The organism is Labrys sp. LIt4, from assembly GCF_017813775.1.
Classification (GTDB): Bacteria; Pseudomonadota; Alphaproteobacteria; order Rhizobiales; family Labraceae; genus Labrys; species Labrys okinawensis_A.
The window spans coordinates 19,853-40,046 of sequence record NZ_JAGIPY010000023.1 but is presented as its reverse complement, the minus strand read 5'-3'; the positions used below and the strand labels follow the sequence as shown (position 1 = coordinate 40,046).

The 20,194-nt window shown below is 63.3% G+C and carries 19 protein-coding genes; 9 read left to right on the top strand and 10 right to left on the bottom strand.

Going from position 1 to position 20,194, the window contains the following annotated elements:
- Positions 1-41 precede the first annotated feature (41 nt).
- A complete protein-coding gene (locus J8I29_RS27220; RefSeq protein ID WP_209434053.1) occupies positions 42-941 on the bottom strand; it encodes an SDR family oxidoreductase in 900 nt (299 codons plus the stop codon).
- A gap of 46 nt (positions 942-987) precedes the next feature.
- Positions 988-1,725: an SDR family oxidoreductase gene (locus tag J8I29_RS27215; protein WP_209434052.1), complete on the bottom strand. Its 738-nt coding sequence runs from the start codon at positions 1,723-1,725 to the stop codon at positions 988-990.
- A gap of 117 nt (positions 1,726-1,842) precedes the next feature.
- Between J8I29_RS27215 and J8I29_RS27210 the strand changes: the two genes are divergently transcribed.
- Positions 1,843-2,745 carry a LysR family transcriptional regulator gene (locus tag J8I29_RS27210; RefSeq protein ID WP_209434051.1) on the top strand — a complete coding sequence of 301 codons (903 nt, stop codon included), beginning with the start codon at positions 1,843-1,845 and terminating at the stop codon, positions 2,743-2,745.
- A gap of 184 nt (positions 2,746-2,929) precedes the next feature.
- Here the strand turns inward: J8I29_RS27210 and J8I29_RS27205 are convergent, their stop codons facing one another.
- From J8I29_RS27205 to J8I29_RS27175, 7 genes are all read right to left on the bottom strand, one after another.
- A complete protein-coding gene (locus J8I29_RS27205) occupies positions 2,930-3,931 on the bottom strand; it encodes a sensor histidine kinase (protein ID WP_209434050.1) in 1,002 nt (333 codons plus the stop codon).
- A 482-nt stretch (positions 3,932-4,413) separates the two neighbouring features.
- Positions 4,414-4,794 carry a DUF6481 family protein gene (locus tag J8I29_RS27200; RefSeq protein ID WP_209434092.1) on the bottom strand — a complete coding sequence of 127 codons (381 nt, stop codon included), beginning with the start codon at positions 4,792-4,794 and terminating at the stop codon, positions 4,414-4,416.
- A 36-nt stretch (positions 4,795-4,830) separates the two neighbouring features.
- Entirely contained in the window at positions 4,831-5,055 is a 225-nt protein-coding gene (locus J8I29_RS27195) for a hypothetical protein (protein WP_209434049.1), read from the bottom strand.
- A 135-nt stretch (positions 5,056-5,190) separates the two neighbouring features.
- A complete protein-coding gene (locus J8I29_RS27190) occupies positions 5,191-5,400 on the bottom strand; it encodes a cold-shock protein (RefSeq protein ID WP_105864885.1) in 210 nt (69 codons plus the stop codon).
- 389 nt (positions 5,401-5,789) lie between these two features.
- Positions 5,790-6,167: a response regulator gene (locus tag J8I29_RS27185; protein ID WP_105864827.1), complete on the bottom strand. Its 378-nt coding sequence runs from the start codon at positions 6,165-6,167 to the stop codon at positions 5,790-5,792.
- A 30-nt stretch (positions 6,168-6,197) separates the two neighbouring features.
- On the bottom strand, positions 6,198-7,226 hold the full coding sequence (locus J8I29_RS27180; protein ID WP_209434048.1) for a sensor histidine kinase: 1,029 nt from the start codon (positions 7,224-7,226) through the stop codon (positions 6,198-6,200).
- 7 nt (positions 7,227-7,233) lie between these two features.
- Entirely contained in the window at positions 7,234-8,673 is a 1,440-nt protein-coding gene (locus J8I29_RS27175) for an ATPase domain-containing protein (RefSeq protein ID WP_105864825.1), read from the bottom strand.
- Positions 8,674-9,139: 466 nt separating this feature from the next.
- On the opposite strand from J8I29_RS27175, the gene J8I29_RS27170 reads away from it, so the two are divergent.
- The 8 genes from J8I29_RS27170 (at position 9,140) to J8I29_RS27135 (ending at position 18,842) form a co-directional block, all read left to right on the top strand.
- A complete protein-coding gene (locus J8I29_RS27170; protein ID WP_209434046.1) occupies positions 9,140-10,186 on the top strand; it encodes an MsnO8 family LLM class oxidoreductase in 1,047 nt (348 codons plus the stop codon).
- Between the two features lie 26 nt (positions 10,187-10,212).
- Positions 10,213-11,556, top strand: a complete 1,344-nt coding sequence (locus tag J8I29_RS27165) for an LLM class flavin-dependent oxidoreductase (RefSeq protein WP_209434045.1) — start codon at positions 10,213-10,215, stop codon at positions 11,554-11,556.
- The gene (locus J8I29_RS27160; RefSeq protein ID WP_209434044.1) at positions 11,556-12,755 is read left to right on the top strand and encodes a M20 aminoacylase family protein; all 1,200 of its coding nucleotides are present in this window, start codon (positions 11,556-11,558) and stop codon (positions 12,753-12,755) included. Before J8I29_RS27165 ends, J8I29_RS27160 begins: the two co-directional genes overlap by 1 nt.
- Entirely contained in the window at positions 12,752-13,363 is a 612-nt protein-coding gene (locus tag J8I29_RS27155) for a GNAT family N-acetyltransferase (protein ID WP_209434043.1), read from the top strand. Before J8I29_RS27160 ends, J8I29_RS27155 begins: the two co-directional genes overlap by 4 nt.
- 83 nt (positions 13,364-13,446) lie before the next feature.
- Positions 13,447-15,246 carry an amino acid ABC transporter permease/ATP-binding protein gene (locus J8I29_RS30340; RefSeq protein WP_209434042.1) on the top strand — a complete coding sequence of 600 codons (1,800 nt, stop codon included), beginning with the start codon at positions 13,447-13,449 and terminating at the stop codon, positions 15,244-15,246.
- 96 nt (positions 15,247-15,342) lie between these two features.
- Positions 15,343-16,278, top strand: a complete 936-nt coding sequence (locus J8I29_RS27145; RefSeq protein WP_105864819.1) for an ABC transporter substrate-binding protein — start codon at positions 15,343-15,345, stop codon at positions 16,276-16,278.
- Between the two features lie 392 nt (positions 16,279-16,670).
- A complete protein-coding gene (locus J8I29_RS27140) occupies positions 16,671-17,750 on the top strand; it encodes an LLM class flavin-dependent oxidoreductase (RefSeq protein ID WP_209434041.1) in 1,080 nt (359 codons plus the stop codon).
- Positions 17,751-17,810: 60 nt separating this feature from the next.
- Positions 17,811-18,842 carry a cysteine synthase family protein gene (locus tag J8I29_RS27135; RefSeq protein WP_209434040.1) on the top strand — a complete coding sequence of 344 codons (1,032 nt, stop codon included), beginning with the start codon at positions 17,811-17,813 and terminating at the stop codon, positions 18,840-18,842.
- Between the two features lie 162 nt (positions 18,843-19,004).
- On the opposite strand, the gene epsC is transcribed toward J8I29_RS27135, so the two are convergent.
- Complete coding sequence (gene epsC / locus J8I29_RS27130; protein WP_209434039.1) at positions 19,005-19,967, bottom strand: serine O-acetyltransferase EpsC; 963 nt, start codon at positions 19,965-19,967, stop codon at positions 19,005-19,007.
- Positions 19,968-20,194 lie beyond the last annotated feature (227 nt).

Below are 20,194 nucleotides of genomic sequence, written 5' to 3'. Positions count from 1 at the left end.
GTCGCGCCCATCGGAGCGCAACAGCGAATGCGCCCGGGCGTTCAGGCGTTGATGCGGGGACTGAGCAGATCCTTGAGGCCGATGTTCTGGAACATCTCACGCCGCATGCGGTCGCCGATGCGGAACACCTCCTCGGCGCCGTCCTGCGACGGATCGATGAAGACGCGGTAGGGACGCTTGCCGAAGGGCGCGTTGACGATGTCGGCGATCGCGGTCGCGACGGCACCGGCATCGGCATCGGCCGGCTCCAGAGCCGCAAGGCCTTGCAGCGCCTTGTCGGCGACACCGGCATAGGGTCCCTGCGCATAGGCATCTGCCACCCCTTTGTCGTCCGGGCTGCCCGAATGGGCGAAGTGATTGGTGCCCTTGGTGAAAGCGCCGGGAACGACGATGGAGGTTTCGATGCCCCAGCGGGCCACCTCGCTGGCATAGGAGACCGCAAGCGAATCCATTGCGGCCTTCGCCGCGAAATAGGGCGCCAGGAACGGCGGCGTGCCGCCGCGTGCCGAGGAAGAGGAAACCCAGACCAGCAGTCCGCGGCCCTGCTTGCGCAGCTGTGGCAGGATCGCGCGGTTCACGCGCTGAGTGGACAGCACGTTGATGTCATAGAGCTGGGCATATTGTTCGGGTGTGAAGGCCTCCGCCGGGCCGAACACCATATGCCCGGCATTGTGAACGATGACGTCGAGCCTGCCGTTCTCGGCGATCACCGTCTCGACACCGGCCTTGACCGAGGCGTCGTTGCTGACATCGAGTTCGACGGTCCGCAGATCGACGCCATGTTCCTTGGTATAGGCGGCGACGGAGGCGACCTGCGGTGCGTTGCGCCCCGCGGTCTCGCGCATCGAAGCGTAGACGGTGTGCCCTGCCTTGGCGAGGACTTGGGCGGACAGGAGGCCGAAGCCCGAGGACGCGCCCGTGACGAGAATGACTTCCTTCATGGTTCTTTCCTTTGAGAAACCGTAGGACCTGCCGAGTGGTCGCCGCTCAGCACATGCCGCCATTGGCGCGGAGCGTCTGACCGTTGACCCAGCCACCCTCTGGCCCGGCCAGGAACGAAACGAGGCGAGCGATGTCCTCGGGCTGGCCGAGCCGTTCCAGCGGATTCATCTTCGCCATGTGGTCGATCAGCTCAGGGCTCTTGCCGTGCAGGAACAGCTCGGTGGCGACAGGCCCGGGAGCGACCGCGTTCACAGTCACGTTGCGGCCGCGCATCTCCTGAGTCAGCACCTGGGTCATCGCTTCGACCGCTGCCTTGGTGGCGACGTAGATGCCGTATGTCGGCAACCGCATCCCGATGACGCTCGTCGATATATTGATGATGCGGCCGCCATCGCGGACTGTCTTGGCCGCCTCGCGGCAGACATTGAATGTGCCTTTCACATTCACCGCCATGCTCCGGTCGAACATCTCGTCGTCAAACTCCGCGATCTTCGCCTGGAGCATGACACCGGCTGAATTCACGACGACATCCACGCCGCCAAAGGCTTTCTGCGCCGCATCGAACATGGCGATCACTTCGGCGGGATGAGCGACGTCCGCCTGCACGGCGATGGCCTCGCCGCCATTCGCGATGATCTTTTCGACCACGCTCTCGGCTGAACCGGCGCTACCGGCGTAATTCACGACGACTTTGAACCCGTCGCAGGCGAGATGGCGGGCGATTTCAGCCCCGATGCCGCGCGACGCTCCTGTGACGATGGCAACCCGGTCTGACGTGTTCATGTCTTGCTCCTTGTTTTTCGGCGCCGCGCTGGCTGGCGGCGAGGAGCAAGTTAGGCTGGTTACGACAGAAAAAATAATGCATAGATATCACATTAAGAATGACTAAAAGTATGTCTTATGACATTTGACAGTAGACTTCTCAGTGGGGTCGGTGTTCTCCTGGCCGTGGTCGAGGCCGGCAGCTTTGCGCGTGCCGGCGAAGCCATGGGACTGACACAACCGGCGGTCAGCCGTGCAGTCGCCCGCCTGGAGGAGCGGGTCGGCATCCGCATCTTCAACCGCACGGCGCGTGCGATCTCGCTGACCGATGAAGGCCGTCGCTTCTACGAGGCGGTGGCGCCGCATCTGGCCAGCATCGAAGACGCGGCGGTGGCGGCTGGAGGGGCCAAGGCGGCGGTACGCGGGCGACTCAGGGTCAACACAGACGGTACTTTCGGCCATTATGTGCTGGCGCCACGAATAGGCGAGTTCCTTGACCGCTACCCCGAGCTTTCCGTCGAATTGAGCGTGCGGGACAGAATGGGCGATCTCGTCGCCGATGGCTTCGACGTCGCGATCCGCTTCGGTGAACCGGAACCCTCTTCGTTGAAGGCCCGATTGCTCCTTGAGACGCGGGTTCTGACCTGCGCTTCAGCGGACTACGTCGCTCGACATGGTGAACCCCGGCATCCGGAGGATCTCGCAACCGGGCATCAATGCGTGCTGATCCGCGATCCTGCGACTGGACGGCCGTTTGAATGGGAGTTCCAGCGCGGCAAGGAGGTTGTTCCGCTCACGGCCGCGGGCCGCCTGATGGTCAACGACACGGGTTCGCTGCTTGGCGCCTGTCTGGGCGGTGCCGGTATTGCCCAATTGCTGGAACTCTATGCGAGGGATCTGGTCAGCCAGAAAAAAGTCGTTCTGCTCCTGCCGGACTGGGCGGAGGAGACCTTCCCGCTCTACGCCTATCACCACGCTTCCAATCTTGTATCGGCCAAGGTCAGGGCTTTCCTCGATTTCGTCGGCGAACTCACGGGCTGATCTCAAATCCGCTGCGGCAGCGGCCGCTTCTCCAGCGAGGGTCAACGATCTCATTCTTGCGTCCCGGATATCGCCGTCGACGTGTTTCGCCGGCAGATGAGCGAAATTCGGAGACGGCACTCTGGCCGGCCGCACGCCGGTCTCCTCAAGGGGCACCCACGAGCAGGAAAGTGGTCGAACGACTTTACGAAGCCAATTTCCCCGCCTTGAGCCTGAGAACGACGACAACCCCTTCCGGAGACCAATTATAGGTGATTGTGCCGCCGAGTTGGCCGGACACGCTCCGATGGACGAGTTTACTGCCATATCCGCCATTGCCGTCGGGTGGCTGGACAGGCGGTCCGCCCCGTTCGGTCCATACGAGCTCGACATGCTCTTCGTCGGCGGAGCCGGAAACATCGAGTATTCCGGTATCGACCGAGAGCGCGCCATATTTCAGCGAGTTCGTCGCAAGTTCGTGGAAAACCAGCGACAAAGCGGTAGCCGAGGCTTCGCCGACGCCCATGCGAGGCACGGCCACGCGAATACGGCTTTTGAACGCACCCAGATCTTCATAAGGGGAGAGCAAAACCGAGAGGAGGTCTCCCAACAAAGCCGCACGCCCCTGGTTGCCTGGAAGCGGACGAACAAGATCGTGCGCTCGTCCAAGAGCCGTCAGCCGCGCTGTCAGTTCCTCGGCCATTTCCCTGGCGGTGGTTGTGGAGTGGGAGGTGATATTGGTCAGGCCAGTCGCAATGGCCAAGAGATTCTTCACCCGATGACTCATCTCACCGGCTAGGAGTTCGTGGCCTTCTTCTGCTTGTTTGCGTCCGGTGACGTCCAAAAATATCCCGAACATCTGCCCCTCATGGAGCGCGGTGTCGTCGCCCAAGCCGCGCGCCGATATCCACCGAATTTCCTGCTCCACCAGAATGCGAAAGTCGATTTCATAGGATCCGACGATTCCCCGTGTCGCCGTAAAGGCAGCGCGCACCCGGTCCCTGTCGGCGGGGTGAATGCAAGCCGATAGATCCTCGAATTTTACCTCTCCGCTTTTTACCAGCCCCCAGAGTTTATAGGCTTGTTCGTCCATCGCAAACCCGTCGTCGATGACGTTCCACGACCACAGGGCAACCCCCGCTGCATGAATGGCGCGACGAAGGTTCTCTGGTTTCCAAAGCGGATGCAGTGGGTTGCTAAAAGGCATCGAACATCCCCCTCGTCGAGGCTAACCCCTTGCTCTCACATCGAAAGCTTGGAGTTGTGTGTATTCTCACCATCCTTCCGGCGGAAGGACGTCAACCCGGTAATGCCGGGTCCGGTTACAGACATCCAAGGTTTATTGCTTGGAAATTACATTATCTGCATGGACGTTAAGTGAACACCTGAGAATGCAAGTTTTAGCGATGCTGTGGTTCGCGATGGAACATAGGCAATAATTGCACCGGACAAAGATGAATCCCGGAACGGGTAATCACTTGAACAAAGTGCAGTTTCTTCAAATCGTGTTTTCTCTATGAATATTTTCTTTGAGGCGTGTTCTTTGCCAAAAAGCCTATCTGCTCCTCTGGAAAAAGCTCCAGCGTGAGCAAGGCCAAAAGGCCATAAGTACGATTCTATGAGGCCGCGTTCCACGAGCGCCGTGACGAGCTTGCAAGGCGAAACACGGCGCCCGTTCCTCGGTGGCCTTCAGGCCCGGCGAGCTTTCCGGTTGGCATATCGGCGGTCGCGCTCAGCCTTGCGGGCTGCTTCGTCCTGAAGGACACGGGCGATGCGGTTCTTGGCGGCCAACTCGCGCTCCTCGGCCTCCGCCCTCGCGGCCGCCACAATCATGGCCTCGCGTGCGGCCATCTCGGCCTCGACTCGGGCTTGTTCGGCAAGCTTTACCTGTTCGCGCTCGGCACGGCGAAATTCCCGTGCTTCGGCGAATGCAATTCGTTCCGCCTGCCTGGCCTCTCTGCCGGGTTCGGCAGCCTCCTTGGCGGCACGATAGGCCTGAAGCAGAGCTGCTTTGGCGCTGACAGCCTTGCCACGGCGGTCCGAAAGTTCATCGTCTCTGATGTTTCTCAAATTTCCATTCCAGTTGTGCAGCAATTCCGACCCACGTCATGGTTTTTTGGCTCGTTTCGACGCGGGCTTGACTGCCAGCGTAACGCCGTCCTGCACCAGTCGGGCGAGACGAGCCTCGCGCAGCCTTGAGGTTTTTTCGTCGCGTGCGACCACGATCGAGTTCAGTTCTTCGAAGGCGCGTTTACGCGCGAAGGACTGAGACTGCGTCTTTCCGAAAGCGATCTCGGCCTGCTGACGCGGTTTGCTGTAGCTCTCGGTCATGACTTTCCTCGTAAAGGGCGCTCAGCGGGTGAGCTGCAACAAAAAAGGTCAGGCAAATTGCCTGACCTCGCTCGGTCTCATGCTTTCGGCAGTGCCAGTACATCCGTGGTCAAGGGAAAGCAGATCCCGGATTTATCAGGCTGCCTGCAGGTTGCAGGCCGACATCTTGCCCGACTTGTTGTCGCGCTCGAGGTCATAGGCCAGCTTCTGGCCTTCGACGATTTGGCGCATGCCGGCGCGTTCGACGGCCGAGATGTGGACGAATGCGTCCGGGCCACCATCATCAGGCTGAATGAAACCGAAGCCCTTGGTGGAATTGAACCATTTAACTGTGCCAGTGGTCACGAAGAACCCTTTCTTAGCAAGATAGACGACCGCAGCGCGCAAGCACTGCAGATGATGATAACGATGCTTTAAAGGGAGGTTCGCTCAAAACGCGGTTGCCAAATCGCGCGGTAACCAAAGCTCGGCAAGAAAAGATCGATAATCTTTGATATAGGTTTTGTATCGTGCCGTCAATTTTTATTTTCAGAACTTGGTACAGGGATTGTGAGTCGCCTGGCTGGCAGGCATAAAACTGACGTTACGCCGCACTTCGGGCAAAAATAATTTCGAAGCAATAGGTGCTTTACTGCGCCGTCCCTTGCGCGACCAAATGGCGATCTCACCGCGCATTACCGCCCACAGAGGGGCGGACAATACTGTACGGCCAGAGAGACGGTCGTCGGCAGGCATCAGCGGCTTGCGCGGCGGCGAATTAACTCCAGCTTGTCGGCGAGGTCTTCGACCGAAATCGGTTTGGCGATCACGCCGAGCGAGGGCAGCGGGTACTCGGCCGCGAGCCCGACCTGGCCGGTGACGAAGATGCTGGGAATACCGCGCTCGTGCAGCCAGGCGGCAGCGTTGGGGCCCGTACGTCCGTCGGCAAGATCGATATCGACCAAGGCGGCGTCCATCTCGAACGCATCGAAGCTCGATACCAAGTCGGCGAAGCTGCCGACCGAGCCGGCAAAGACAAATCCGAGGTCCTCGATCATGGTTTCGACATGGAACACAATCAGCGGATTGTCTTCCAGATAGAAGATACGAAGTTGTGGTGACTGCGCGCCCATCGTCCTAAACTGTTTTCTGACCTCGACGTTTCAGCAAACGCGAGAAAAAGGTCCGGCCGCGATGCAACGCAGCCCTCGCGGATCAAAAATGATCTGAGGCGGAGAGCCGAACAGGCCTCGCAAAGCCGAGCGGATGAAGCGCATCCCGTAGCCGGGCTTTGACGGCTCGGCGGCTGTTGGCCCCCCGCTTTCGGTCCACCTTAAGGTCAAGATCGAATTGCTTTCGGACGATAACGCCCACTCCAGGCGGACCCTGCCATCCGAACGCGATAATGCGCCATATTTGAGCGCGTTTGTCGCAAGCTCGTGAAAGCACAACGCAAGGGTCATGCCTGCATCTCGCTTGATCTTGATGGGCGGCCCGGCGAATGTAATGCGGTCGTCTCCGTCATTGCGATAGGGCGAGCAGGTCCGTTCAACAATCTCGGTGAGGTCGGCCGCTTCGCCGCCTGCCTCGAATACGACGGAATGAACCTTCGACAATGCAACGAGCCTACCGGAAAAATCCTTCGTCATTTGGTCGAACGACGTCGCGCTGCGACGCGTCATTTCAAAGATCGCGGTCACGCTCGCGAGAATGTTCTTCACCCGGTGATTAAGTTCGCGGCGGAGCTCAACCTCACGCTCGATGTGATCCCTGACCTCGCGCTGCCGGAGCCTGGCCAGCAGTGCCGATTGTATGCCGCTCATCAATTCCAGCGTCGCCACGGGGCGTTGGTAAAAGATCTGCCGTGAACCTGACCATTTGGCGTTGAGTTCCGCGCGGATGCGCGCATGCGGGGCTGCCTTGTCGAGAAGCACGATGATCGGCATCTCGGACCAACTCGGCTGGTCGGCGACATGCGCCGCGATGATGCCGAGTGCCGCCGGACTTAAGGCTTCATGCGTGACGACAACGACGCCCGGTTCCTCAGCGAGTTGTTTGGCGACCTCTCGCGGGCCTTCGGCCCGCCGGACGATCACATCGTGCTGCTTGAGTAGCGTCTCAAGATACTCGGCATCCCGCCGATATGGCGCAAGGATCAGCACCCAATCGAGAGAGGAGTCGGCGCCCAACACGGCGGCCTCACGCCTCCGGAAGCGGGTTATAGGGGACCACCATGACGCCGGAGCTTTGGATGAACAACTCGCGCACGTCGAGATCGTGCGGGCCGTGCCGCTTCTTCACGACCGTGATGCTGCGCCGCAGGCGCCCATCATGCTCCATGATCCGCAGCAGGAGCACGGTGTCCCCCAGGAAGCTCACATCGACATCGATGCCGACGCCCTGCCCCAGCAAGCCATGCTGGGCGACGATCAGGATTGTCAGCACGCCAGCGCGGGCCAGGTATTTGAGCAATGATTGGATATCGCGCACCGCCTTGTCGCGATGCGGGAGCGAGTTGAGATAACCAGTGAAGCTGTCGATCACGACGACCCGCACATTTTCACCGCGCACCGCTTGTTGGACGATCTGCCCGAATTCGCCCGGGGAGATCTCGTTAGGATTGAAGTCGCTGATGATGAGTTGGCCGTCTTCGTGGAACTGGCGCAGATCCATGCCCAGCCCTTCGGAGCGCCGGAAAAAAGTCTCGATCCGCTCCTCGAACAGAAACAGGGCGACGCTTTCCCCGCGTTTGAGCGCAGCGGTCGCGTAAAGGGACGCCATGGTCGACTTGCCAGTGCCAGCCTGCCCGATGACGAGGGTCGTCGTGCCGGATTCCTGCCCTCCGCCGAACATTGCATCAAGTTCGTCGACGCCTGATTTGATCAATTGCGGCTTGACGGTCTGGGCAGCTGCGCCCGGTAGGATCCGTGGGAACACGACCACGCCTTCGCCCTCGCGGATCGCCATGTCGTGATACCCGTCGGCAACAGGCACGCCGCGCATCTTGCTCACTTCGACGCGGCGCCGGATCGCGCCATATTCTTCCAGCGACTTGTTCAGGCAGATCACGCCATGCGCGATGCCTTCAACCTCTTCGCCCGAATGTTGGGCATCGGGAACCTGCGTATCGAGCAGGAGCGCCACCACGTTGCGCTTGGCGAGAAATGCCTTGAAGGCGATCAACTCGCGACGAAAACGCGGCGTGTCCCCCGTGATCAGCCGGATCTCGAGGAGGGAATCATAAACGAGCCGGCTCGGCTTGTGTTCCTCGATGGCGGTCTCGATCGCCTTGCGGGTCTCGTCGAGGCGAAGCTCGGCCGTTTGAAAGATCGTCTGGTCGGTGGCGCCGTTGACCGCATCGGAGGCCGACAACTCCTCTACGCGAATCCCATCCAGCGTCCAGCCGTGCGACAAGGCGATTGCTTCGAGTTCGGCCTTCGTCTGCGACAAGCTGACATAGATGCAGCGGTCGCCTGCTGCCACGCCGGCGCGCAAGAATTGAAGCGCCAGGGTGGTCTTTCCCGATCCTGGCGCGCCTTGAAGAATATACAAATTGGAGGCTGGAAGGCCGCCGCGCAGAACCTCGTCAAGGCCGCCAGCGCCGGTGCTCACCAAGGCCTGCATCTTGCGCTCAGCCATATCATTTCCCAATGAACCCAACGAACCTAAGCCTGGTGCAAGTTTGAACGTTTGGTTGGAAGAATCGTTCCGCAGCTGCTTCGGCATCACGTGGGCATCTGGCCGACATTCGTGAGCGTTACGCTCTTGTTCAGCAGCCATTGCTGCGTGCCGTTCCGTTCGTCCACCCGAGAACGATCGCGCATGGATGCCATTTGCGGCCGGCTTGATCCTGACCGCTGTTTTGCAAGATCGGCGGCCATTTCCGTTTGTGGCACCGCGAGACAGGAAAACCGCCGATGGCGATTTTCTTGCCCGCTTTGAGATGCGCCACGGAAGATCCTCAACGAACGGTGTACGAGAAATCCACCGCGCCGCCGCGACGCGGCCTCAGAAAATTTATATTTAATATATAGAAATAGTAGTCTATTGTGACTCATTCTTCCGGCGACACCTCGGCGCCGCACTGTAATCGAGATAAGGCACGATGCGCTACAGGCTGAGTTTGCTCGACAAAAGCCCCCTTTCTCCCGGTGACAAAGCCGCCGACGCCCTCAGGCGAACCCTGGTCCTGGCCCGGGAAGCGGAGCGGCTCGGCTATCATCGCTTCTGGGTCGCCGAGCACCACAATGCCCCTGAACTTGCCAGTTCCGCTCCCGAAGTTCTGATCGCCTTCCTGCTGGCCAACACCGCACGCATTCGCATCGGCTCGGGCGGTGTGATGCTGCAGCACTACAGCGCCTACAAGGTCGCGGAGGTCTTCAATCTCCTCGCCTCGCTGGCGCCCGGACGGATCGATCTCGGCATCGGCAAGGCGCCGGGCGGGCTGCCGCTGGCGACGCGCGCGCTGCAGGGCGCCTACGATCCCGCCCGCAAGCCGGGCTTTGCCGAGCAGCTCGAGGATCTCGGCCGCTTCCTGGAGGGACCGGTCGCGGCCGGCGACACGCTAACCGGATTGAGCGCGACCCCGCACCCGCCGGTGGCGCCCGAACGCTTCCTGCTGGGCGCCAGCGTGGAAAGCGCTGGGCTCGCCGCCACCCGGGGTTGGCAGTTCGTGTTCGCCCGCCACCTCAATGGCGACGATGCGCTGCTAGCCGATGCCGTGGCCGCCTATCGCAGCGGGACCGGGCGACCACCCCTGGTGGCCGTGGCCGCCATCGTCGCCGACAGCGCCGCAGAGGCCGCACGCCAGGCCGCCGGCCTGCAGCTCTTCAAGGTGCACGTCCCCGGCGCACAGAGCGTCACAGTCGGCAGCGAGGCGCAGGCCGAGGATTATGCGCGCCAGGCGGGTGCAGCCGACTATCGCATCGAACCGAAGGCGCCGAGCGTTCTCGCCGGCACGGCGGCTGACGTGGTGGCGGCGCTCGACCGGCTGCATGAGCGCCACGGCATCGAGGAGTTCATCGTCGAGCCGGCCGTGAAGGGCGATGCACGGCTCACTTTGGTCGAGCAGCTCGCACGGGAACACGATGCCGCCGTGCGGCGGCCTCCGGTCACGCAGCAGCCGGCGCTGCGCCAAGTCATTCGCGCCTGACCGTTCATCCATTTGAGGAGAGAGATTTGAGCAGGAAACGCATTCCCTTCGGTGTGATGCTGCAAGGCCCGGGCGGCCATATGAACGCCTGGAAGCATCCGAGCGTGCCGGCCGACGCCAGCATCAATTTCGAGCATTATGTCCGCACCGCACGCCAGGCCGAAAAGGCCGGCATCGCCTTCGTCTTCATTGCCGACGGCCTCTACATCAACGAGGTCTCCATTCCGCATTTCCTCAACCGGTTCGAGCCGATCGCCCTGCTTTCGGCCCTGGCCGCCTCGACCGCAAGCATTGGGTTGGTCGGCACGCTCTCGACCTCCTATTCCGATCCCTTCACCGTGGCCCGGCAGTTCGGCTCGATCGACGTGATCAGCGGCGGCCGCGCCGGCTGGAATGCGGTGACCTCGCCGCTGGAAGGCTCGGCCCGCAACTACAATCGCGACAAACATCCCGACCATGCCCTGCGCTACGAAATCGCCGGCGAGCACATCGAGGTGGTCAAGGGGCTGTGGGACAGCTGGGACGACGACGCCTTCCCGCGCAATCGCGAGACCGGCCAATATGCCGATTTCACCAAGATGCACCGGCTCGACTTCAAGGGCCGCTTCCATGCCGCCGAGGGGCCGCTCAACCTCGGCCGCTCGCCGCAGGGCCAGCCCGTGCTGTTCCAGGCCGGCGCTTCGGATGACGGCATCAAGCTGGCCGGCCGCCATGCCGATGCGGTGTTCGCCGGTTCCGAATCCTTCGAAGACAATCGCGAATTGTCGCGCAAGCTCAAGCAGAGCGCGCTGGCCCATGGCCGTTCGGCCGAGCACCTGAAGGTGTTTCCGGGGGTTGCCCCGATCGTGGGATCGACGCAGGAGGAGGCCGAGCGCAAATATCAGGAAATCCGCGCCCTGGTGACGGATCACGAGGCGCTGCTCTATCTCGGCCGCTTCTTCGACCATCACGACTTCACCGCCTACCCCCTCGACGAACCCTTTCCGGATCTCGGCGACATCGGCGCCAACAATTTCCGCGCCCATACCGACCGCATCAAGCGCGTGGCGCGTGAAAAGAAGCTCACTTTGCGCGAGATCGCGCTCGATGTCGCGACGCCGCGCACCAGTTTCATCGGCACGCCGGAGGCGATCGCCGACGAGCTGGTCCGTTGGGTGGAGGGAGGCGCTGCCGATGGCTTCGTGCTCGGCTTCCATGTGCTGACGGCCGGCCTCGATGATTTCGAGGCGCATGTCCTGCCGATCCTGGAGGCGCGCGGCCATCACCGCCCGGCGCAGTTCGGTACCACGCTCCGGGACCATCTCGGCCTGCCCTATCGCGAGAGCCGCTATGCGGTGCCGAGGGCCGATACCGGCGAGGAGGCGGCCTGATGACGGCGCAGTTTCCCCTGCCCTCGGCCGCCGCGGCCGAGATCGCGCTGCAGGGCGACGAGTTCATCGCCCTGCGCCGCAAGCTGCACACTCAGCCCGAACTCGCCTACAGGGAAGAAAAGACCAGTGCCCTCGTCGCCGGCTATCTGGAGGGCTGGGGCTACGAGGTGGCGCGCAATGTCGGGGGCACCGGCGTGGTCGGCACGCTCAGAAGCGGCAGGGGTGGGCGAGCCGTCGGCATCCGGGCCGACATGGATGCCCTGCCGATCACCGAGGCCACGGGCCTGCCCTATGCCAGCACGGTGCCGGGAGTGATGCATGCCTGCGGGCATGACGGCCACACCGCGATCCTGCTGGCGGCGGCCAAGCACCTGGCTGAGACGCGGGCTTTTTCCGGCACGCTCAGGGTGATCTTCCAGCCGGCCGAGGAGAATGGCGGCGGCGCCCGCGCGATGATCAAGGATGGACTGTTCGAGCGTTTCCCGGTCGACGCCGTGTTCGGGCTGCACAATTGGCCCGGCGTGCCCGCCGGCGAATTCGGCTTCCTCACCGGGCCGGCCATGGCCTCGGTGGACCTTGCCGTCATCCGCATCATCGGCCAGGGCGGTCATGGCGCCAAGCCCCAGCAGGCGGTCGATCCGGTGGTGGCCTCGGCTTCGCTGGTGCTGGCGCTGCAGACGGTGGTTTCACGCAATGTCGACCCGCTCGAGGCGGTTGTCGTCACCGTCGGCTCGATCCATGGCGGCATCGCGCCGAATGTCATCCCCGACAGCGTCGAGCTGCAGCTGACCATCCGCACCTTCAATGACGAGGTGCGCGAAAGCGTGCGCCAACGCATCATCGAGCTCGCGCAAAGCCAGGCCACCGCCTTCGGCGCCCGCGCCGAGGTCCATTATCCGCGCGGCTATCCCGTGCTCGTCAACCATGCCGGCGAGACCGAGTTCGCCCGGCAGGTCGCGGCCCGCCATTTCGGGGAAGAGCGCATCCGCCAGCGCTTCCGGCCGATCACCGCGAGCGAGGATTTCGCTTATCTGCTCCAGGAGAGGCCGGGCAGCTATCTCTTCATCGGCAATGGCGACAGCGCCGACCTGCACAACCCCCGCTACGACTTCAACGATGCCATTCTGGTCGACGCGGCGCGCTATTGGGTCGCGCTGGTCCAGGACTATCTCTCCGATAACAGTGAGCCGGCAAAATGACAGACGTCTTCTTCTATACCACGCCGCTGGACGATAAGGCCCGTCCCCTGATCGAGGCGCTGACCTTCGAATATCAGTCGCGCTACGGCAATTATTGGGGCGAACCGGGCTCGGCGGAAATGAGCCGCTATCCCGCCGAACTCTTCGCCCCGCCCCATGGCAATTTCGTGCTCCTGCTGCGCGACGGCGTCGCCATCGCCGGCGGCGCCTTCAAGCGCTATGACGAGCGCACGGCGGAATTCAAGCGCGTGTGGACCCATGTCGACCTGCGCCGCCAGGGCCTCGCTCGCAAGGTACTGGTCGAACTCGAAGCGCAGGCCGCCCGCCAGGGCTATAGCCGCATCTATCTCACCACCGGCTTTCGCCAGCCGGAGGCCGCGGGCCTCTACCTTTCCACCGGCTACACCGCCCTGTTCGACGTCACCAAGGATCCGGAGACCTATGGCTCGCTGCCCTTCGAGAAGGACATCTCCCATCTCGCCACCGCGGCCGAACCGGTGACAGGCGATGTGCCGCTGGCGGACGACAGGCTGGTCGCACTCAGCGCCGTCCGAGCCGCGCGCCAGGCCACGCCGGATCGTGGGCAGGCGGGACGAAAGGCGGGCTGACGGGTATCATCAGTACAGCCTCTTTTCGCCATTTAATCTACTTTTTCTATGGACTAAGTGAATCAAAACAAGGGAAGGGCGAGATGGCCTCCACCACGGATTTCGACGGTGTCCTTGCAGGGCCCCAGATCGCTGGCCCTCAGGCGAGCGGCGCGTCTGACTATTCGCGCTACCGCGTAGTGCCGGCCCGGCATCCCTGGCGTGCCGTCGGCACGTTGGTGGCCGTCCTCGTCCTTGGTGTCACGCTCTATTCGATCCTGACCAATCCGAAATGGGGCTGGGGCGTCTTCGCGCAATATTTCGTCTCCGAGCCCGTCCTGGTCGGGCTCGCCCGTACGGTGCTTCTCACCGTGCTGGCTTCCTTTTTCGGCTTCCTGCTCGGGGGTACGCTCGCCTTTGCACGCGTCTCCAAATCGCCGCTGCTCGCCGGGATCTCCTGGGGCTATATCTGGCTCCTGCGCTCGGTGCCGCTGATCGTGCTGCTGCTGATCCTCAACAATCTCGGCTATCTCTACGCCACGCTGGATATCGGCGTCCCCTTCACCGGAATCCTATACGCCCAGTATAATCTGGTGGAGGTCCTCAGTCCGTTCGCGGTGGCGCTGATCGGCCTCAGCCTGAACCAGGCGGCCTTTTCCGCCGAGATCATCCGGGGCGGCATCCTGTCGGTCGACCAGGGCCAGCACGAGGCGGCCGCCGCCCTCGGCCTGTCGCGGCGCCGGCATGCCCTCGGCATCGTGCTGCCCCAGGCGATGCGCGCCATCCTGCCGAGTGGCTTCAACGAGATCATCGGCTTGGCCAAGTCGACCTCCATGGTCTATGTCCTGGCGCTGCCGGAGCTGTTCTACACCGTGCAGGTGATCTACCGGCGCAATCTCGAGGTCATCCCGCTGCTGATGGTGGCCACGGTCTGGTACCTCATCATCATGAGCGTGCTCTCGCTCATCCAGCTGAGGATCGAGCGGCATTATGCCAGGGGCGCCCTGCGCACCGCCCCAGCGTCCCTGCTGGGCCGCCTGACCGGCCGTGACAATCGCCGCCAAAATAAGGCGACCGCGATCTCCCAGCCGGCCGCGCCAGCCATTCGCAAGCCGCTGGTTTCGGCGTTGCGTCCGGCCCGCCAGGAAGGACTGATCGAGATCCACGGCCTGTCGAAGCGCTATGGCAGCCACACCGTCCTGGACGATGTCAATCTCACCATCCGGCCCGGCGAAGTCACGGCCATTCTCGGCCCCTCAGGCGCGGGCAAGTCGACCTTGCTGCGCGCGATCAATCATCTGGAGCGCGCCAATGAGGGCTTCATCGCCATCGACGGCGAACTGATCGGCTATGAGCGCCGCGGCGCCGTGCTCTACGAGCTGAAGGAGAGCGCCATCCGGCGGCGGCGGTCCTCGATCGGCATGGTGTTCCAGAACTTCAACCTGTTCCCGCATCTGACGGTGGTGGAGAACATCATCGAAGCCCCTGTCTCGGTGCGGAAGGTGCCGCGCGCCGAGGCCGTCGAGCAGGCCCGCGACCTTCTGGCCCGTGTCGGCCTCGCCGACAAGGCGGACGCCTATCCCCGCCAGCTCTCGGGCGGGCAGCAGCAGCGCGTCGCCATCGCCCGAGCCTTGGCGCTCAAGCCCAAGGTCATCTTGTTCGACGAGCCGACCTCGGCCCTCGATCCGGAACTGGTCGGCGAAGTGCTGGCGGTGATCAAGGAGCTCGCCAGCTCCGGCACCACCATGGTGATCGTCACCCATGAGGTCGGTTTCGCCCGCGAGGTCGCCGATACAGCGGTGTTCATGGAGAACGGCCGCATCCTCGAAGTCGGGCCGCCGGCACAGCTTTTCAATGCGCCCGCCCATTCCCGCCTCGGTGAATTCCTCGCCAAGGTTCTATGACGCCCAAGGTTCTGTGACGCCAAATTTCATCGACGTCCGTGCCGGCGCGACGGCCGCCGTTGCCCTTCCTCCCCCCAAGCCCGATCAGGAGCCCCCATGACGACCCGCTTTGCTTCCATCGCCCCCGGAGCCCTCGCGGCTACGCTGGCCCTCGGCCTCAGCTTTGCCGCCTTCGCCGGCGAGTTCGACCTCAGCCCTGAGCAACCCGGCCGCCTGCGCGCCGAGAAGAACGAAGAGGCGATCAAGGCGATCTCGAAGGACGCCAAATTCGCTCGGGACGGCAAGTTCGTGGTGGCGGTCGATCCCGGCCTGCCGCCGATCGCGACCTATGCCACCGATTCCAAGACGCCGGTCGGCTTCGATCCCGATCTTTCCCAGCTTGTGGCCGACAGCCTCGGCAAGGAACTGGTGCTGGAAACCGTGGCATGGGCGGATTGGCCGCTCGGCCTGTCCTCGGGCAAATATGATGCCGTGATCACCAACGTTACCGTGACCGAGGAGCGCAAGGAGAAGTTCGATTTCTCCACTTATCGGCGCGACGTGCTCGGCCTCTATGTCAAGGCGGACAGCCCGATCACGGCGGTGAAGGAGCCCAAGGACATTGCCGGCCTGAAGGTGATCACCGATGCCGGCACCAACCAGGAGAAGATCCTGCTGGCCTGGGACAAGCAGAACCAGGCCGCCGGCCTCAAGCCGATCGAGGTGCAGTATTACGACGACGATGCGGTGAAGACGCTCGCCCTGCAGTCCGGCCGCGCCGACATCACCTTCAGCGTCAACGCCACCCAGGCCTTCCAGTCGGCGCAGACCGGCAAGACCAAGCTGGTCGGCACGCTTTCGGGCGGCTGGCCGCTCACCGCCGACATCGCCGTCACCACCCGCAAGGGCGGCGGCCTTGCCGATGCCGTGACGATCGCCATCAACGGCCTGATCAAGGACGGCAAATACGCCAAGACGCTCGCTCGCTGGAACCTGAGCGCCGAGGCGGTCGAGAAGTCCGAGACCAATCCGCAAGGCCTGCCGAAGAGCTGAGGGGTCGCCGCAATGGGATGAGGTCAGTACCATCGCGCCGCCCCTCACCCCTAGAGCAAAGCGCGTTCAAGCGTGAACGCTTATTTGCTCTAACTCATTGTTCTGACGCGTCTTTGCGATTCTTGGTGACTCCGTCTAATCGCAAAACGCTATAGCCTCTCCCCGCATGAGGCGGGCGAGGGGGACTTCGATGGAGCGGCTCAAACCGAAAGCGATTCTATCTCGCCCAACCGTCGGGCGAGATGCAGGGCCAAACGGGAGACCACAACGCTTGCGTCCCCCTCGCCCCGCCTCTTGCGGGGAGAGGGTAAGGGTGAGGGGCAGCATAGGGTTCTCTCGCCTTGATTCCGACGCCGCCTATCCAGCAAGCCAAAAAGGACATAAGGACATTCATGCCTTCTCCCCTCGTCAGCCATGTCGGCTTCCTGTCACCGGGGAGCTACCCGGACGATGATCCGGCGGGCGGGCTGGAGCGCACGCTGCAGCTGTTCGAGTTCGGCGAGAGCCTCGGCTATGACAGCGCCTGGGTGCGCCAGCGCCACCTGGAACCGGGCGTCTCCGCCGCCGCGGTCTTCCTGGCGGCGGCGAGCCAGCGCACCCGCCATATCCAGCTCGGCACCGCGGTGATCCCGATGGGGTATGAGAGCCCCTATCGCCTGGCCGAGGATCTTGCCACCGTGGACGTGCTCTCGCGCGGGCGCCTCAATGTAGGCCTCAGTGCCGGTACGCCGCCGCATGCCGAATTGCTGGCACCCCTGGTCTTCGACGGCGAGTGGCGCGGCCATGACTTCTCCCATGCAAGGGTGCAGCGGCTGGCGGACAATCTGCGAGGTCATTATCTCGGCGCGCCCGACAGCCTGATCGACATTCCCGGCGGGCGCATCCGGCCTCGCCTGCAGCCCTACGCCAAGGGGCTGGTGGAGCGCCTGTGGTATGGCGGCGGCTCGCTGCGCTCGGCTGAATGGGCCGGCCGCAGCGGCTTCAACCTCTTGATGGGCAATGTCACCACGGGCGAGGGCACCGACGATTTCTTCGAGGCCCAGGCGCGCCAGCTCGAAACCTATCGGAAGGCTTCGGCGCGGCCTCGCGTTGCCCTCGGCCGCGTCATCGTGCCCTATGACAGCGCCGATCGGGCGACGCGGCAACGCTATGCCGATTATGCCGCCAGCCGGCAGGCCCGCACGCTGGCGCCCAACGGTCCCCGGCGCACGCTCTATGCCGCCGATCTCGTCGGCCCCTCCGAGCAGATCCTGGAGCGCCTCGCCGCCGATCCGGTGCTCGCCGGCATAAGCGAGTTCCGGCTGGAGCTGCCCTATGCCTTCGACCAGCACGATTACGAGCAGATTCTCACCGATTTCATCCGGCACATCGCGCCCGAACTTGGCTGGGGAACTGGGAGCGCGGACTTCTCAGCGACAGGCTCGTCTGTCGCGATATCCGCTTCCTCTTCAGCCCGTGGCCCGCACTTGTGAAAGGACGATGCGGACTGAAAGTCCGCTCCAAGGCCCCCACTAAGACAGTCGAGACCTGACATGAATTCCGGCACTCTCCACACCGCCGCGGCCAAGCCCGGCCGCATCCACGACAACCTCACCGACCTGATCGGCAATACCCCGCTGCTCGAGCTGCACAACTACGCCCGCAACCGCAACTTGTTCGGGCGGATCGTCGCCAAGATCGAGTTCTTCAATCCCGCCGGCAGCATCAAGGACCGGGCGGCCTGGGCCATCATCGCCGAGGCCGAAGCGGCCGGCCGCCTGAAGCGCGGTGATCTCATCGTCGACGTGACCAGCGGCAACACCGGCATCGGCCTTGCCGCGGTGGCCGCCTCGCGCGGGTACCGGGCTAAGTTCTATGTCAGCGACAATATCAGCCAGGACAAGGTCAAGCTGCTGCGCCTCTACGGGGCGGAGATCGTCACGGTAAAGAACGCGTTCTTTCTCGATCCGGAGGCGATCGACAAGATCACGCAGCGCATCCGCGAGGAAAATCCCTCGGCCTTCTTCGCCGACCAGCTTGCCAATCCCGCCAATCCGCGGGCCCATTTCGAGACGACAGGCCCCGAGATCTGGCGCGACACTGCCGGCACGGTCGACATTCTGGTCGGCGGCGTCGGCACCGGCGGCACCACGGCCGGCGCCGGACGCTTCCTCAAATCGAAGAAACCGGGCCTGAAGGTGGTGATCGCCGAGCCGGCGGAGGGATCCATTCCGACCGAGGAGACCCCCTATCCCGACGAGATCGACGGCGTGCACAAGGTGAGCGAGGTTCCGCCCGAGCAGCTTCCGAAGAATGTCGACACCGGGATCGCCGACGAGATCATCGCGCTGAGCACGGCGCAGGCCCGGCGGACGGCATTGGAACTGGTGGCGGAAGAAGGCGTCTTCGCGGGCACCTCCTCGGGCGCCGTGCTCTGGGCTGCCACCCAATTGGCGGCGCGGGCGGAGAACGCCGGCAAGATCATCGTCGCCATCCTGCCCGATACGGGCGAGCGCTATCTCGCCTCGACCTGGTGGCCGCTCGAGACGGCGCCGGGGGTTGAGGGGCCGGGACCAGCGGCGTAGTTGAGTTGAGATTATGAGAAGGCCATGGAATTGACACGCAGCGTCATTGCGAGCGCAGCGAAGCAATCCAGTTTTTCGCGTCCGACCAGCTGGATTGCTTCGCTGCGCTCGCAATGACGAGAACCATTATCGGCCAACATTCAGTGGTCGTCGGCAGCATCGTCAGTCGACCTGACCGTTGCTGCGAGCGTGGGCCTGGGTGATCTGGCTGCCGGGCGGGACGCTGCGGGTCAGCCAGACATTGCCGCCGATCGCCGAGCCCCGGCCGATGGTGATGCGGCCGAGCACGGTGGCGCCGGCATAGATGACGACGTCATCCTCGACGATCGGATGCCGGGGACTGCCCTTGACGAGCGCGCCGCTCTCATCGGTGGGAAAATGGCGGGCGCCCAGCGTCACGGCCTGGTAGAGGCGCACGCGCTCGCCGATGACGGCCGTCTCGCCGATGACCACGCCGGTGCCGTGATCAATGAAGAAGCTGCCGCCGATTTCGGCACCGGGATGGATGTCGATGCCCGTCTTCGAGTGGGCGATGTCGGAGATCAGCCGAGCCAGGAAGGTGGCGCCCAGCCCGTGCAGGGCATGGGCGAGACGGTGGTAGATGATCGCCGTCATGCCGGGATAGCCGAGCAGGATCTCGGGGAAATTTGTGGCTGCGGGATCGCCGCGGAAGGCTGCGGTGAGATCGCTGACCAGCACGCCCCGAATGGAAGGCAGCCGGCTGGCGAAATCGCCGGTGATGGCCAGGGCCTGCTCGCGCAGGCTGGCCTCCGGCGGGGCATCGTCCCGCGTGAAGGCAAGGCTGCGCCGCACCTGCTCGGTCAGCAGGATCAGGGCATTGTCGAGCGTCGAGCCGACGAAATAGTCGATGTTGCCGGCCCCGATCTCCGACTGCCCGTAATGGCTGGGGAAGAGGGCCGCCTGCAGCCCGTCGAGGATCGATGTCACCGTCTCGCGCGAGGGCGTGCGGCGGATGCGGCCCTGATGGCGGATATTGTGGGTGATCTCGCGCGAGAGCCTGAGTTGCGCCACCAGGGCATCGAGGTTCCAGCCCGGCGCAAGCGGCCGCGCGGCAGCCGGTGCCTCTTCCTGCAAGGCGACGGCATGCTGCGTGATCTCGGTCATGGCAGGCCCTTTCCTGGAGCGTTCTGCGACGAGGCGGCAGGGGCGAACAGGCGGCGGATAGGCCACCCTTCATCACCTTCACCGCTCTTAGTTTTATTGTCTACTATTTCTATAGACAAATTGTAAATTTCAATCAAAGCTGGATTCTCAAGATTGCACCCATCTCACGGAAAGCCCCATGACGCCTGCCTTTGCTCCGCCGCCCTCGACCTGCTCCAGCCCCGATC